Here is a 14889-nt window from a genome sequence, read left to right on the forward strand (position 1 = left end):
CTGTCTTTAGCTTTTTGATGCGACTGCTTCCTTCATCCCGATCACCTGATCAGCATCCGGCGTAACATAGATCGTTTGCTGGTTATCATAGATCACAAATCCCGGTTTTGCGCCGCTTGGTTTTTTTACATGCCGCACTTTTGTAAAATCCACTGGCACGGAGCTGGATTCTTTTGCTTTGCTGAAATAGGCCGAGAGCACCCCGGCTTCCTTTATCGTTTGCTCGCTTGGGTTTTCATTGCGGATTACCACATGCGAGCCGGGAATATCCTTCGTATGCAGCCATATTTCGTCTCTTCTCGCAAATTTATTAGTTAAATAATCATTTTGTTTATTGTTTTTTCCAACGAAAATCACATCGCCATCGGACGATACATAGCTATCAAGCTGCGGTTTGGCATGTGCGGGTTTTTTCATGCCTTTCCTCTGCTTTTGCTTTAGATAGCCTTCCTCCTGAAGCTCTTCGCGGATTTCCTCGATATCCTTCGGGGAAGCGGAGTGGAGCTGTTGCAGAAGGGTATCGAAATAAGCCACTTCTTCTTTGGCAAGTTTGATTTGTTCTTGGACAATCCCGATAGCGTTTTTCGCTTTTTGATAACGTGTAAAGTATTTCTGGGCATTTTCCGAAGGTGTTTTCTGCGGATTAAGCGGAATGATGACGATCCTGCCATCTTCTTCATAGTAATTGCTTACTTCAATATCCTTCATCCCTTTTTTCGCTTGGTAAAGGTTAGCCGTCAACAGCTCCCCGAATAATTGATATTGCTCACTCCGCTCACTTTCCTTCAGTGTTCTCTCGAGCTTTTTGACCTTCTTTTCGTTTTTATCGATCTCATTTGAGATAAATCGTTCCAGATCATTTCCCTGCTGCTTCACCCGGTCCCGCTCTGCTTTCCCAAAATAGAAGCGGTCAAGCATTTCACTTAATGTAGCAAAAGCGCGGCTTTCTCCCTGCAGATGCTCCAATGGAATCATATAAAAAGATTCTTTATTCCCATCGGCAATAAGGGTGGGACTGTAATCCTTTTTTGCGAGCCTTTCGATAAGCTTCAAAAATGCCTCGGGCAAAGTTGACCGGTTGGCAAGCCCGGCCCGGTGGATGACTTCCTTTGCAAATAGAGGAGAGACACCGGAAAAATGACTGACAATCTGCTTGTCGAGCTTTCCGGCATTGAAATCGAGCCTTTGCAAAATTTCCTCTTCTTTAGCTGTGAATGGATTTACTTTCTCCTGGGCGGGAGGAGCCTTGTAATCCTGGCCAGGCAGGACAGCACGATAGCTATTGAAAGCATAGGAAACATGCTTGATGCTGTCTAAAATCATATTCTTCTCTTTATCAACTAAAATGATATTGCTGTGCCTGCCCATGATTTCAACAATCAACTGCTTCTGGGAAACGTCTCCGAGCTCGTTCCTCCCTTTTACTTCAAAAATAATCACTCGATCGAGCCCGGATTGATAAATGTCCTCTATTACATACCCTTCCAAATGCTTGCGCATCATCATACAAAACATCGGCGGTTCCTTGGGGTTGTCATAGCTCTCCTGTGAAATTTGGACTCTCGCATAACTTGGATGTGCAGACAGTAATAGTTTATGATTTTTACCGCCCGAACGAATGACAAGTATCGCTTCATTTTTGTATGGCTGATGAATTTTATTGATGCGTCCGCCCTTAAGCAGACTGGATAATTCCTCTGTCATTGCTTTTGTAAATAAACCGTCAAAAGACATCTATATAACTTCCTTTTCGTTAAGATCTTTATTAGCGTTCACAATAAAGTATAGCATTTTTTTGGACGAGACTGAATAAGCATGGAAGGAGAAAAGAATTATGCCGTTTTAATACTATGTGTGGAGGATGTGTGATACTTAATGAAGTTCCGTGAAATGGATACACAAGATGTTGAAGCAGCCCTTCAAACCAACATTGAAAAAGGGTTGGAAGGGGATGAGGCTAGGAGAAGGCAGCAAAAACAAGGGTTTAATGAACTTCAAGAAGGTGAAAAACAATCAGCCCTCCTGCTATTTTTCGCTCAATTCAAGGACTTTATGGTGCTCGTTTTGCTCGCAGCTACATTGATTTCGGGACTGCTCGGGGAGTATATCGATGCCATTGCGATCATCGCCATCATCTTAATAAATGGATTTTTAGGTTTTTTCCAGGAAAGAAAGGCGGAAAAGTCGCTTGATGCTTTAAAAGAAATGTCTGCGCCGCAAGTATATGCATTAAGGGATGGAGAATGGGCGAAAATTCCTTCAAGGGAAGTCGTGGCAGGTGACGTTCTGAAATTCTCAAGCGGTGACCGGATAGGCGCAGATATGAGAATTATCGAGGCAGTGAGCCTTGAAATAGAAGAATCGGCACTGACAGGGGAATCCGTTCCTGCGGTCAAATATTCTTCGCCGTTAAAGAATGATGTCGACAGCATTGGCGACCAGGAAAACATGGCGTTTATGGGGACAATGGTGTCAAGGGGAAGCGGTATTGGCGTTGTTACGGCCACAGGGATGGATACCGCGATGGGCAAGATCGCCGATATGCTTCAATCAGCGGAAACGATGGCCACCCCGCTGCAAAGGAGACTGGAACAGCTTGGGAAAATCCTGATCATCACAGCGTTATTCTTAACTCTGCTTGTCGTCATTATCGGGGTTATCCAAGGCAATGATTTATATACGATGTTTTTAGCGGGTGTTTCACTTGCGGTAGCAGCAATTCCTGAGGGGCTGCCGGCCATCGTTACTGTCGCGCTGTCTCTCGGCGTACAGCGGATGATTAAGCAAAAATCCATCGTCCGCAAGCTCCCCGCGGTTGAAACGTTGGGGTGTGCTTCCGTCATATGTTCAGATAAAACCGGGACAATGACCCAGAATAAAATGACTGTTACCCACCTTTGGAGTGGAGGAAAAGAGTGGAGTGTAAGCGGTACAGGCTATGAACCAAACGGGAGCTTTATGGATGATACGCTTCAGGTAAATCCGAAACAGGAGAAATCACTCCACCAGCTTTTGACTTTTGGGCTTCTTTGCAATAAAGCCGAGCTTCTGACAAAAGACGACCAATATGTCCTGGATGGTGATCCGACAGAGGGAGCGCTGTTGGTCGCAGCCATGAAAGCCGGATTAACACGCGATAAGCTGAAGCGGAAATTTACGATTGTCAAAGAGTTTCCGTTCGACTCGACCCGGAAGATGATGAGTGTCGTCGTGAAAGATGAGAATGGAAAGCAATTTGTAGTGACAAAAGGGGCACCGGATGTCCTCATATCCCAATGCGGATCTATTTTATGGGATGAAAAACTTCAACAACTAAACCGCGACATGAAGAATTCCGTGCAGGCTGCCATCGATGGCCTGGCAGCACAAGCACTGCGTACAATCGCAGTTGGGTATAAACCGATCAGCCCCAATACGGTATTGCTACATGAAGCCGAAGCAGAAAAAGAATTGACGTTCATGGGACTCCACGGTATGATCGATCCTCCTCGCCCGGAAGTAGCCGGTGCGGTTAAAGAGTGCAGGGAAGCCGGAATCAAAACAGTCATGATCACCGGGGATCATGTTTCCACGGCCAAAGCGATCGCGAAACAACTGGGAATTTTAAGAGGAAAAGATAAAGTGTTAGATGGAAAAGCTTTGTCGGACATGTCAGTCGGCGAGCTGGAAGACGTCGTCGAGAACGTTTCCGTTTTTGCTCGCGTCTCACCTGAACATAAACTGAAGATTGTCAAAGCTTTACAAAACAAAGGACATGTCGTGGCAATGACGGGTGACGGGGTAAACGACGCCCCGGCAATCAAATCAGCTGATATCGGGATCTCGATGGGGATTGCCGGTACCGATGTTGCCAAAGAAGCTTCATCCCTTATCCTGCTTGATGATAATTTCGCGACCATTAAATCGGCGATTAAAGAAGGACGTAACATCTATGAAAACATCCGGAAGTTCATCAGATATTTGCTGGCATCCAATGTCGGTGAAATCCTCGTCATGTTTTTTGCGATGATTTTGGCCCTGCCTCTGCCGCTTGTCCCCATTCAAATATTATGGGTGAATCTTGTGACGGATGGTTTGCCGGCTATGGCCCTTGGTCTCGATAAGCCGGAAGGAGACGTGATGAAAAGGGGTCCACGCAGTCCAAAGGAAGGTGTATTTGCCAGAGGACTAGGCTGGAAAATCATTTCACGGGGATTTTTAATCGGAATCTCGACATTGATTGCGTTCATGGTCGTTTATAAGAATGATCCGGATAACCTTGCGTATGCTCAAACAATCGCATTTACCACTCTCGTTTTGGCACAGCTAATCCACGTTTTCGATTGCCGCAGCGATCGCTCCATATTCTCCCGAAATCCTTTCGGGAATAAATACCTTGTTTGGGCGGTTATTTCTTCTTTAGTGTTGATGCTACCGGTCCTATACTATCCACCGCTGCAAGCAATCTTCCATACCTTACCGATCGAGCCAAGAGACTGGCTGCTCGTTATAGGCATGGCGTCGATTCCAACTTTTTTACTGGCGGGATCATTTTTGGCAAGTAAATCAAAATAGTTTATGATATAATTCTAAAGGTAGTAGAGACTTCTCTATTACCTTTTTACTTTATAAAACCAAAACATTCAACGTTGGATAGGAAGTGTTGCCGTGGTTGTAAGTATGACAGGCTACGGGATTGGAATGGCGGAGAATGCCAATATAAAGGTGACCGTCGAAATAAAAACCGTTAACCATCGTTTTTGTGAATATCATATTCGGATGCCGCGCCAGCTCTTCATTTTAGAAGATAAAGTCAAAAGACAAGCAAATGAATACATAAGAAGAGGCCGGGTTGAAATATTTATTGCGATTGAAGGCGAAGGCCTTTTGACAAAACGGCTTAAGCTCGATTGGTCGCTCGCTGATCAATATTTTGCCATCATGAGTGATGTGAAAGATAAATACTCTTTAAGCTCATCTCCTTCCTGGCAGGATTTGCTGCACATTAACGATGTTTTTTCAGTGGAGGAAATACAAGCTGAAAATGAGGAGCTGGACATGATTTTGCACACAGCCACTCAAGCTGCCTTGAGCAATGTCAAAGCTATGAGGTTGCAAGAAGGTGCCGAGCTGAAGAGTGACCTGATAAAGCAGCTCGAAAAAATTTCTTTTATCGTCGGCAGGCTAAAAAATTATGCTCCTGCTGTGGCTGAAGCCTATAAAGAAAGGCTGAAAGCAAAATTGGCAGAAGTCACATCAGGAATGATGGATGAAAGCAGACTTTTAACAGAGGTTGCAATTTTTGCCGATAAAGCCGATATAAATGAGGAACTAACACGCCTTGAAAGCCATCATCTTCAATTTTTAGAAACGCTTGAAATGATAGAGCCGATTGGCCGGAAGCTGGACTTTCTCGTTCAGGAAATGAACCGTGAAGTCAATACGATTGGTTCCAAAGCGCATGATTCAGCGATTACGAAAGAAGTCGTTGAAATGAAGAGTTTACTTGAAAAAATAAAAGAACAGGTTCAAAATATCGAGTAGCTTGTTTATGATACTTATATCGAGGCGACAATAGAATATGATCGGGGGACAAAAATGTCTATCAAGCTCATTAATATCGGTTTTGGGAATATCGTTTCCGCTAACCGGATTGTATCGATTGTGAGTCCGGAATCGGCTCCAATAAAAAGAATCATCCAGGACGCACGCGATCGCGGCTCCTTAGTGGATGCTACATATGGAAGAAGAACGAGAGCTGTTATCATTACTGACAGTGACCATGTGATTCTTTCCGCCGTTCAGCCGGAAACCGTTGCGGCTCGGCTGCATGACAAGGATGACAGTGTGGAAGAGGGGTAAAGGAAGTTTATGAGAGAAAAAGGTCTGCTAATCGTATTATCCGGCCCGTCCGGCGTCGGCAAAGGAACGGTCAGAAAAGAAATCTTTTCACAACCCGACACAGCATTTGAATATTCGATTTCGATGACGACGAGAAAACCGCGGGAGGGAGAAGTCGATGGCATCGATTACTTCTTCAAAACCCGCGAGGAATTTGAAGAATTAATCGAACAGGGCAAACTGCTGGAATATGCCGAGTTCGTTGGTAATTATTACGGGACACCGGTTGATTATGTAAGGGAAACACTTGAGAACGGCAAAGATGTTTTTCTTGAAATTGAGGTTCAGGGAGCAAGGCAGGTCCGTGAAAAGTTTCCGGAAGGCTTGTTTATTTTCTTGGCACCACCGAGTCTTTCTGAACTGCAAAACCGAATCGTCACACGAGGCACGGAAACAGAAGATGTCATCCAAAGAAGGATGCAGACCGCCAAGGAAGAAATCGAATTAATGGACTTATACGATTATGTAGTGGAAAATGATCGGATAGAGGCGGCTTGTCAAAAGATAAACGCAATCGTTATCGCTGAGCACTGCCGAAGAGAGAGAGTATCCATCCGATATAAAAAAATGCTGGAGGCTGAATAATATGTTGTACCCTTCTATTGATTCATTATTGGAAAAGATTGATTCAAAATATTCACTTGTATCCGTTGCCGCAAAACGCGCAAGACAAATGCAGCAAAAGGATGATACGAAGATTGAAAACCCGGTATCGTTTAAACAGGTTGGCAAAGCACTCGAGGAAATTCACTCGGGGAAACTGACCTATCAAAACAAATACGAGGAAAAATAAACGAGAACTCAGGGCCGGAAGCCTTCCAAGACACATATTTCAGCAGCTGGAAATTCGCCGAAATCATGTGAGGAGGTTCCGGCCCTTTTGCGTTGCAAATATATATAAGTTGAATTTATGAATGTAAAGGTGACCAATATATTTTTGGCTCATTCATGTATCACATGCCTTTCAGCGCAGCTGAAAGGTTGCTCCAACTGCATAGGCCAAGAGAAAGCTCGCTTTCTCCTCGGCCTATGCAGTTGGAGCTTAAATGAGCCAAAAAATCTACAATGCGTAATTCTTTAGTTCAACTTTATAGATAGCCAGGTTTACTAAGTTACTGACTCAAAAAGGTGAAAAAATTGTCATAATCCTTCATAATAAAGACAAAGAATGCTTAAGTTGGGGGAAACAGCATGCTAACAGATAAAAAGATTCTACTCTGTGTAACAGGCGGCATCGCCGTATACAAAGCGGCCGCGTTAACGAGCAAACTTACCCAGGCAGGCGCGAAGGTAAAGGTGATCATGAGCGATTCCGCCGGTAAATTTGTCACGCCGCTTACCTTTCAAGCGCTTTCCAGGCACGATGTTTATACAGATACATTTGATGAGAAAGACTCTTCAGTCATTGCCCATATAGATTTGGCAGACTGGGCAGACCTCGTCTTGGTTGCGCCTGCGACCGCAAACGTAATCGGAAAGCTGGCAAACGGGATTGCAGATGACATGATCACGACCACATTGCTTGCGACAAACGCGCCGGTATGGGTTGCGCCGGCAATGAATGTGAATATGTACGCTCATCCTGCCGTTGAGAAGAACTTGAATACGCTAAAGACGTTTGGCTATCAATTAATTGAACCCTCTGAAGGTTATCTTGCCTGTGGGTATGTTGGAAAAGGCAGATTAGAGGAGCCCGAAACGATTGTGGAACAGTTGACGTTATTTTTCAATGCTCAAACAGAACAGCCGTTAAAAGGTCAAAATATCATTGTTACAGCTGGACCTACCAGAGAAGATATTGATCCCGTCCGTTTTATTATGAACAGATCAACGGGGAAGATGGGATATGCCATCGCGGAACAGGCTCAAAAAATGGGAGCGCGGGTCAAGTTGATTTCTGGTCCGGTTTCGCTATCTCCCCCAGCGAATGTGGACGTTATTGATGTGGAATCCGCAGCTGAAATGTATAACGAAGTGATGAAACATTTCGCCGGTGCCGACGCCATCATTAAAACCGCGGCGGTAGCGGATTATAAGCCAAAAGTATACCAGGAACAAAAAATAAAAAAGCAGCCTGGTGACAGCAGCATCACGCTGGAACGGACTGTCGATATTTTGAAAGAGCTTGGCGCTAAGAAAGACAAGCAGGTGGTTGTTGGCTTTGCCGCTGAAACGGAGAAAGTGGAGCAATATGCCACCGATAAGCTTCAAAAGAAGAATGCTGATATGATCGTAGCAAATAACGTGGCATCTGACGGGGCTGGATTTGGAACGGACACCAATATCGTCACGATGTATAAGCGAGATGGAAGCATTGTGGAGCTGCCGAAAATGAGCAAGGATGAAGTGGCAAAAAAGATTCTAATTGAAGTAAGCCGGATGCTGAAAAAGGAATGATGGATTTATGAATATTGCATCTATAATTGTAGATGTCCCGGCGAAACAAACGGATAGGGAGTTCGATTATCAAGTTCCGGTTAAATGGAAAAATGTCGTCCAGCCGGGAATGAGAGTGATTGTCCCGTTTGGTCCAAGAATGGTCCAAGGCTTTGTCACGGAGCTGAAAAACGAATCAGAGCTGACAAAACTCCGGGAAATTAAAGAAATCCTTGATTTGGAGCCTGTCTTGAATCATGAGCTCCTGCAGCTTGGCGAATGGCTGACGACTGAAACCATGTGTTTCAAAATCTCCGCGCTGCAATCCATGCTTCCGGCTGCGTTGAAGGCAAAATACGAAAAGGTGCTCCGGATAAGCGCGGGCAAGCAGGAATTAGTAGATGAAAAAGTTCTTGCCGCTTTCGGAGACAAAGAAATCCTTTCCTGGAAGGATGTCCTTCAGTTTGAACATGCAGCGCTTTTCCAAAAGCAGGTTCAAAAGGGAAATCTTGAAGTTTTATATTATGTGAAAGACAAATTGAATAAAAAAACGGTTCGGTTCGTGGAACCACTCAAGAATAGAGAAGAGCTGGCCCAATACGCGTCAACCCTTTCTCCCAAAGCTAAAAAACAGTACGAGGTGCTCCAATTTTTCATCGAGAATCCGAATGAAATCCAGCTTCGCGACTTGCTTGAAGCTGTGAATGCGTCGAACGGAACGATTAAGTCTCTCGTTGAAAAACAAATACTGGCTGAAAAAGACGTAGAGATCTATCGTGATCCATACGAAAACAGGGTATTTGCAAAAACCGAGCCATTCAAGCTGACCGATGAGCAAGCAGCAGCCTTGATGCCGATTAATCAATCCATCGCAGAAAATAGCCATGAGGTTTTTCTCTTATACGGTGTGACCGGGAGCGGGAAAACAGAAATCTATTTACAGGCGATTGATGCGGTCATAAAAAAAGGCGAGGAAGCGATCATGCTTGTTCCGGAAATCTCATTAACGCCGCAAACCGTCAAACGTTTTAAAGAAAGATTCGGCGATCAGGTGGCTGTTATGCACAGTGGCTTGTCGGTTGGGGAAAAATATGATGAATGGCGTAAAATCCACCGGAAGGAAGTGAAGGTGGTCGTCGGGGCCAGGTCGGCGATTTTCGCACCTTTTGAAAATATCGGAATCATCATTATTGATGAAGAGCACGAATCCAGCTATAAACAGGAGGAAACACCGCGTTATCATGCACGGGATGTAGCGGTTGAGCGGGCAAAGCACCATAACTGTGCCGTCATCCTTGGGAGTGCAACTCCGGCATTGGATTCTTTTGCAAGAGCAAAGAAAAATGTGTATCACCTTTTGACCTTGAGCAAACGAATGAACAACAATGAGCTTCCTCAGGTTGAAATTGTTGATATGCGGGAGGAACTGCGCGGAGGCAACCGTTCCATGTTTTCGGAAAGTTTGTTTGCCAAGATCAAGGACCGGATAACTAAAAAAGAACAAATTGTTCTGCTATTAAATAAACGCGGTCATTCCTCATTTGTCATGTGCCGGAGCTGTGGTCTCGTGGTCAATTGTCCGAATTGTGATATCTCGCTAACGTACCATCGCTACAATAACGCCTTGAAGTGCCATTATTGCGGACATGAAGAAGGCATGCCGCAAACATGCCCCGATTGCGGAAGCGACCATATTCGTTTTTTCGGAACCGGGACACAAAAGGTCGAGGAAGAGCTAGGCAAGATCCTTCCTGATGCAAGGGTCATCCGGATGGATGTGGATACGACAAGCAGGAAAGGTTCCCATGAACGTCTGCTGAACGACTTTCAGGAAGGCCGGGCCGATATTCTCCTGGGCACGCAAATGATTGCCAAGGGGTTGGATTTTCCAAACATCACCCTTGTTGGCGTGCTCTCAGCGGATACGATGCTCCATCTTCCCGATTTCCGGTCATCGGAGAAAACGTTCCAACTTCTGACCCAGGTCAGTGGGCGGGCCGGACGCCACGAGCTGGCCGGGGAAGTGGTAATCCAAACGTATACTCCCGAGCACTATAGCATCGAGCTTGCGGGTAACCAAGACTTTGATGTTTTTTATGAGCGGGAAATGTACATGCGAAGGCAAAGTCATTATCCACCCTATTACTATGTCGCCCTTATTAATGTTTCTCATGAAGATTTAATGAAGACAGTCGCGATCACTGAAAAAATCACGAAATATATAAGTTCCGGTTTAAGCCAGGAAGCGATCGTATTAGGGCCGGTCGCGTCCCCGATCAGCCGTATCAAAAATAGATATCGCTATCAATGTTTGATAAAATACAAACGAGAACCGCAATTGAAAAAGCTGTTGAGAACCATTCTTGAGAACTACCAGCAAGAGACGGCCCAAAATCAGCTGCAAATTACCATCGATTTGAATCCGCAAATCATGATGTAACGGCTATTTTGAAATTGTGGTATATAATATGTTCTAAATAATGAAGTGTTTTTTGGTTAAGGCATGTAAAGTGCCTTAACTTTTCTAATGAGGAAATAGGTTAACTTTTTAACTTTGTCAGGTGTCTAGCTACGACGTACAGGACGTACTAGTGCCGACGAAGACATAAGGCCGTGGCGGTCTTAGTCGGCCAGCGCCCAGCCCCTCGGACTTGCACACGATGTGCTGACCTCGATGTAAGACATAAGGACGTGGCAGGTCTTAGTCCACGTTCCTTATTCCATGGCGCTTTCGCTTTTCAATTAGGAGGATTCATTTTTGGCTATTTTACCTATCGTTTTGTTTCCGGATAAAATTTTGGAACAAAAATGCGCAAAAGTAACAAGTTTTGATAAAAATTTGGCTAAGCTGTTAAATAACATGCATGAAACGATGCTTGAGGCAGACGGGGTCGGTCTTGCCGCGCCACAGGTTGGCTTGAAAAAACAAATCGCGATTGTCGATCTAGGTGAGGACGGGGATCTTATTGAGATGATCAACCCCGAAATTCTGGCGGCATCCGGAGAACAGACGGACCCGGAAGGATGTCTCAGTTTTCCAGGTGTTTACGGAGAAGTCACCAGACCGTACAAAGTGAAAATCCGTGCCCAGGACCGCCGAGGAAAAACGTACGAACTCGAAGCAGAGGATTTTCTGGCAAGAGCCATCCAGCATGAGATCGACCATTTGAACGGGGTTTTATTTACCACCAAAGTGTTAAAGTACTATACAGAAGAGGAAATGGAAAGGTATGGGGACGAATGACGAAGATAGTCTTTATGGGCACGCCGGATTTTTCAGTACCGGTTTTGCGACGAATCATCAGTGACGGCTATGAAGTAATCGGTGTCGTGACACAGCCTGACAGGCCGGTCGGAAGAAAGAAAGTGTTGACCCCGCCGCCTGTTAAGGCCGAGGCTCTAATACACGGAATTCCAGTCTATCAGCCAGAGAAAATTAGAATAAAAGAAGAGATGGATAAAATCATCGCTTTACAGGCAGATTTGATTGTCACAGCTGCTTTTGGACAAATTCTTCCAAATGAGTTGCTCGCGGCACCAAAATTCGGCTGCATTAATGTCCATGCTTCCCTATTGCCGGAGCTTCGCGGCGGTGCCCCGATCCATTATTCGATTCTGCAAGGGAAAGAGAAGACAGGCATCACGATTATGTATATGGTCGAGAAACTGGATGCCGGCGATATATTGACACAAGCAGAGGTATTTATTGAAGAAGATGACAATGTTGGAACGCTGCACGACAAGCTGAGCGCAATCGGTGCGGATTTGTTATCGGAAACAATTCCTAAACTGTTAAAGGGTGAGGTCACACCGATCAAGCAAAATGAAGAAGAAGCGTCGTTTGCCCCGAATATTAAGCGTCAACAGGAAAAACTAAACTGGCAACAAAACGGGGAAGACATTTATAATCACATCCGCGGGTTACACCCATGGCCAGTTTCTTATACAACCTTGAACGAAGACATCATCAAAGTCTGGACAGCGAGAAAACACAAACATGATAAGACAGGCGAGCCGGGTGAAATTCTGGATGTCACAGGAGACGGGCTTCTTGTCGCGACAGGCAATGAAACCTCGATTCTGATTACTGAGCTGCAGCCATCCGGAAAGAAAAAAATGAAGGCGAAGGACTATTTGCACGGGGCTGGATCGTTCATTCAGCCGGGGATGAAGTTAGGGGATCATAAGGAATGAAGGAAATGAAAAAGAACGTTCGCGAAATAGCGCTCGATATTCTTGAGTCGATAGAAAAAAACCAGTCATACAGCAACCTACTGTTAAATTCGAAGCTCCAAAAGTATCAGTTAAAGAGCGTCGATAGCGGATTGCTGACGGAAGTTACTTATGGTACGATTCAAAGAAAAATAACCTTGGATTATTATTTGCAGCCATTCATTAAGAATCAGAAAAAAACTCTTTCCTGGGTGATCAATCTTCTTCGTCTATCTCTTTATCAAATGATTTATTTGGATAAAGTACCGGATCATGCGATTATTTTTGAAGCTGTTGAGATAGCCAAAAAACGTGGCCACAAAGGAATCTCCTCTATGGTAAATGGTGTATTGCGAAATATTCAACGACAAGGCCTTCCATCGTTTGAATCCATTGAGAATGAGGCGGAGCGCTTGTCAATTGAAACCAGCCACCCCAAGTGGCTGGTTGAAAGATGGGTAGAGCAATTTGGTTATGATAGAACAAAGGAAATGTGTGAAATCAATCTGACGGCCCCTCCGCAAACGGCCCGAGTGAATCTTAAAAAGATTTCCCGTGATGAACTGATTAGTGCTTTAACAGAAGAAGGCTATCATGTTGAGAAAAGCAAGATTGTACCTGAAGCGATTCATTGCTTTAGGGGGAATTTAGCTCACTCCGAGAGCTATCAACTAGGTTACTTAACCATACAGGATGAAAGTTCCATGCTTGTTGCTCATGCACTGGGTGCGAGCGGGAATGATATGGTGTTAGACTGTTGCGCGGCTCCAGGCGGCAAGACAACCCATATTGCAGAAGGGTTAACGACAGGACAGGTAACCGCCCTTGACCTTCATGAGCATAAAATAAAGCTAATCAAGGAACAGGCAACACGGCTTGGATTACGTAATATTAAAACATATGTATCCGACAGCAGAAAGGCACATGAACTTTTTCATAAAGAAGGCTTTAATCGGATTCTCGTAGATGCCCCCTGCTCGGGACTCGGAGTCATGAGAAGAAAACCGGATGTGAAGTATACAAAGTCAGAGGAAGATATATCGAGGCTTTCAAGTATTCAAGAGCAGCTCTTAAACGCTGCAGCTCCCCTTTTGAAACAAGGAGAACGGTTGATTTACAGCACTTGCACGGTCGATAAAGAAGAAAATGACCTCGTTGCTGCAGCATTTTTAGAGAAACATGCCGATTTTGAAGCAGATCTTACGTTAATAGACAGAATGCCTGAAGCAGTAAGGCCGTTTATAGAAGGCAACTCAATCCAAGTGTTCCCGCAATATTTTGGCAGTGATGGATTTTTCATCGCCAGCTTTAGAAAGAAGGTGCAATAATGGCAGAGATTATTACAACAAAAGAAAAGAAAGAAACAGCGCGACAAAAGCCATCTATTTATTCCCTTGAACTTCATGAGATACAAGAATGGCTCACTGAGACTGGAGAAAAAGCTTTCAGGGCAAACCAGATTTTTGAATGGTTATATAAAAAACGGGTAAAAAGCTTCGAAGATATGTCAAATCTATCAAAATCATTGCGAGATAAGCTTGAAAGCGGGTTTACGATAACGACCCTGAAAACGTTGATCCAGCAAACATCTAAAGATGGTACGATGAAATTTTTGTTTGAACTTCATGACGGTTCTTCCATCGAAACGGTGTTAATGCGCCATGAATACGGAAATTCAGTTTGTGTCACCACCCAGGTGGGATGCCGGATTGGCTGTACGTTCTGTGCATCTACTTTAGGCGGATTAAAACGTAATTTAGAAGCAGGAGAAATCGTTGCCCAGGTCGTAAACGTACAACAGGCTCTTGATGAAACGGACGAGCGAGTAAGCTCGGTGGTTATTATGGGTATCGGTGAGCCTTTTGATAATTATGATGAAATGATGTCATTCCTGAAAAATATCAATCATGAAAAAGGGCTGAATATCGGAGCCAGACATATTACCGTTTCCACAAGCGGGATCATTCCTAAAATTTATAAATTTGCTGATGAAAGTCTGCAGATTAATTTTGCTGTATCGCTTCATGCCCCTAATAGCGAACTCCGAAGCAAGCTAATGCCAATCAATCGGGCTTACAAGTTGCCGGATTTAATAGAAGCAGTAAAATACTACACGGATAAAACCGGGAGACGCGTAAGCTTTGAATACGGTTTATTCGGCGGCGAAAATGATCAGGTAGAGCACGCTGAACAGCTTGCAGATCTGATAAAGGACATCAAATGCCATGTAAACTTAATCCCGGTTAACTATGTTCCTGAACGGAATTATGTAAGAACTCCTCGTGAACAAATCTTTGAATTTGAGAAAACCCTCAAAAAGCGCGGGATTAACGTGACCATTCGAAGAGAGCAGGGACATGATATTGATGCAGCCTGTGGCCAGCTGCGTGCTAAGGAGCGTAAGGAAGAAACGAGGTGAGC

The 14889-nt window shown here is 44.5% G+C and carries 12 protein-coding genes; 11 read left to right on the top strand and 1 reads right to left on the bottom strand.

Annotated elements, in window-relative coordinates; all coding sequences use genetic code 11:
• Positions 1-6: 6 nt before the first annotated feature.
• Complete coding sequence (locus D0463_RS03785; RefSeq protein WP_117305250.1) at positions 7-1734, bottom strand: Rqc2 family fibronectin-binding protein; 1728 nt, start codon at positions 1732-1734, stop codon at positions 7-9.
• Between the two features lie 141 nt (positions 1735-1875).
• Between D0463_RS03785 and D0463_RS03790 the strand changes: the two genes are divergently transcribed.
• From D0463_RS03790 to rlmN, 11 genes are all read left to right on the top strand, one after another.
• Positions 1876-4554 (top strand): calcium-translocating P-type ATPase, SERCA-type, encoded by a 2679-nt coding sequence (locus D0463_RS03790; protein ID WP_117305252.1) that lies wholly within the window; start codon positions 1876-1878, stop codon positions 4552-4554.
• Between the two features lie 93 nt (positions 4555-4647).
• Complete coding sequence (locus D0463_RS03795; RefSeq protein ID WP_117305254.1) at positions 4648-5523, top strand: YicC/YloC family endoribonuclease; 876 nt, start codon at positions 4648-4650, stop codon at positions 5521-5523.
• A 54-nt stretch (positions 5524-5577) separates the two neighbouring features.
• A complete protein-coding gene (remA, locus tag D0463_RS03800) occupies positions 5578-5841 on the top strand; it encodes an extracellular matrix/biofilm regulator RemA (protein WP_117305256.1) in 264 nt (87 codons plus the stop codon).
• A 9-nt stretch (positions 5842-5850) separates the two neighbouring features.
• On the top strand, positions 5851-6465 hold the full coding sequence (gene gmk, locus D0463_RS03805; protein WP_117305258.1) for a guanylate kinase: 615 nt from the start codon (positions 5851-5853) through the stop codon (positions 6463-6465).
• Position 6466: 1 nt separating this feature from the next.
• Entirely contained in the window at positions 6467-6673 is a 207-nt protein-coding gene (gene rpoZ / locus D0463_RS03810; RefSeq protein ID WP_117305260.1) for a DNA-directed RNA polymerase subunit omega, read from the top strand.
• A 398-nt stretch (positions 6674-7071) separates the two neighbouring features.
• Positions 7072-8277, top strand: a complete 1206-nt coding sequence (gene coaBC, locus D0463_RS03815; RefSeq protein ID WP_117305262.1) for a bifunctional phosphopantothenoylcysteine decarboxylase/phosphopantothenate--cysteine ligase CoaBC — start codon at positions 7072-7074, stop codon at positions 8275-8277.
• Between the two features lie 7 nt (positions 8278-8284).
• Positions 8285-10696 carry a primosomal protein N' gene (gene priA, locus D0463_RS03820; RefSeq protein ID WP_117305264.1) on the top strand — a complete coding sequence of 804 codons (2412 nt, stop codon included), beginning with the start codon at positions 8285-8287 and terminating at the stop codon, positions 10694-10696.
• Positions 10697-11014: 318 nt separating this feature from the next.
• On the top strand, positions 11015-11500 hold the full coding sequence (def, locus tag D0463_RS03825) for a peptide deformylase (protein WP_117305266.1): 486 nt from the start codon (positions 11015-11017) through the stop codon (positions 11498-11500).
• A complete protein-coding gene (gene fmt, locus D0463_RS03830; protein WP_117305268.1) occupies positions 11497-12450 on the top strand; it encodes a methionyl-tRNA formyltransferase in 954 nt (317 codons plus the stop codon). The genes def and fmt overlap by 4 nt, the downstream gene beginning before the upstream one ends.
• The gene (rsmB, locus tag D0463_RS03835) at positions 12447-13796 is read left to right on the top strand and encodes a 16S rRNA (cytosine(967)-C(5))-methyltransferase RsmB (protein WP_117305270.1); all 1350 of its coding nucleotides are present in this window, start codon (positions 12447-12449) and stop codon (positions 13794-13796) included. Before fmt ends, rsmB begins: the two co-directional genes overlap by 4 nt.
• The gene (gene rlmN, locus D0463_RS03840; protein WP_117305273.1) at positions 13796-14887 is read left to right on the top strand and encodes a dual-specificity RNA methyltransferase RlmN; all 1092 of its coding nucleotides are present in this window, start codon (positions 13796-13798) and stop codon (positions 14885-14887) included. Before rsmB ends, rlmN begins: the two co-directional genes overlap by 1 nt.
• Positions 14888-14889 lie beyond the last annotated feature (2 nt).

It is taken from the genome of Bacillus sp. V59.32b (genome assembly GCF_003429085.1).
In the GTDB taxonomy this organism is placed as follows: Bacteria; Bacillota; Bacilli; order Bacillales; family DSM-1321; genus Peribacillus.

What these genes read in the sequence shown, in the direction of transcription:
- coaBC (WP_117305262.1), top strand. Translation starts at nt 7,072, where the DNA reads ATGCTAACAGATAAAAAGATTCTACTCTGTGTAACAGGCGGCATCGCC.
- priA (WP_117305264.1), top strand. Translation starts at nt 8,285, where the DNA reads ATGAATATTGCATCTATAATTGTAGATGTCCCGGCGAAACAAACGGAT.
- D0463_RS03785 (WP_117305250.1), bottom strand. Translation starts at nt 1,734, where the DNA reads ATGTCTTTTGACGGTTTATTTACAAAAGCAATGACAGAGGAATTATCC.
- remA (WP_117305256.1), top strand. Translation starts at nt 5,578, where the DNA reads ATGTCTATCAAGCTCATTAATATCGGTTTTGGGAATATCGTTTCCGCT.
- D0463_RS03790 (WP_117305252.1), top strand. Translation starts at nt 1,876, where the DNA reads ATGAAGTTCCGTGAAATGGATACACAAGATGTTGAAGCAGCCCTTCAA.
- rsmB (WP_117305270.1), top strand. Translation starts at nt 12,447, where the DNA reads ATGAAGGAAATGAAAAAGAACGTTCGCGAAATAGCGCTCGATATTCTT.
- rpoZ (WP_117305260.1), top strand. Translation starts at nt 6,467, where the DNA reads ATGTTGTACCCTTCTATTGATTCATTATTGGAAAAGATTGATTCAAAA.
- rlmN (WP_117305273.1), top strand. Translation starts at nt 13,796, where the DNA reads ATGGCAGAGATTATTACAACAAAAGAAAAGAAAGAAACAGCGCGACAA.
- gmk (WP_117305258.1), top strand. Translation starts at nt 5,851, where the DNA reads ATGAGAGAAAAAGGTCTGCTAATCGTATTATCCGGCCCGTCCGGCGTC.
- fmt (WP_117305268.1), top strand. Translation starts at nt 11,497, where the DNA reads ATGACGAAGATAGTCTTTATGGGCACGCCGGATTTTTCAGTACCGGTT.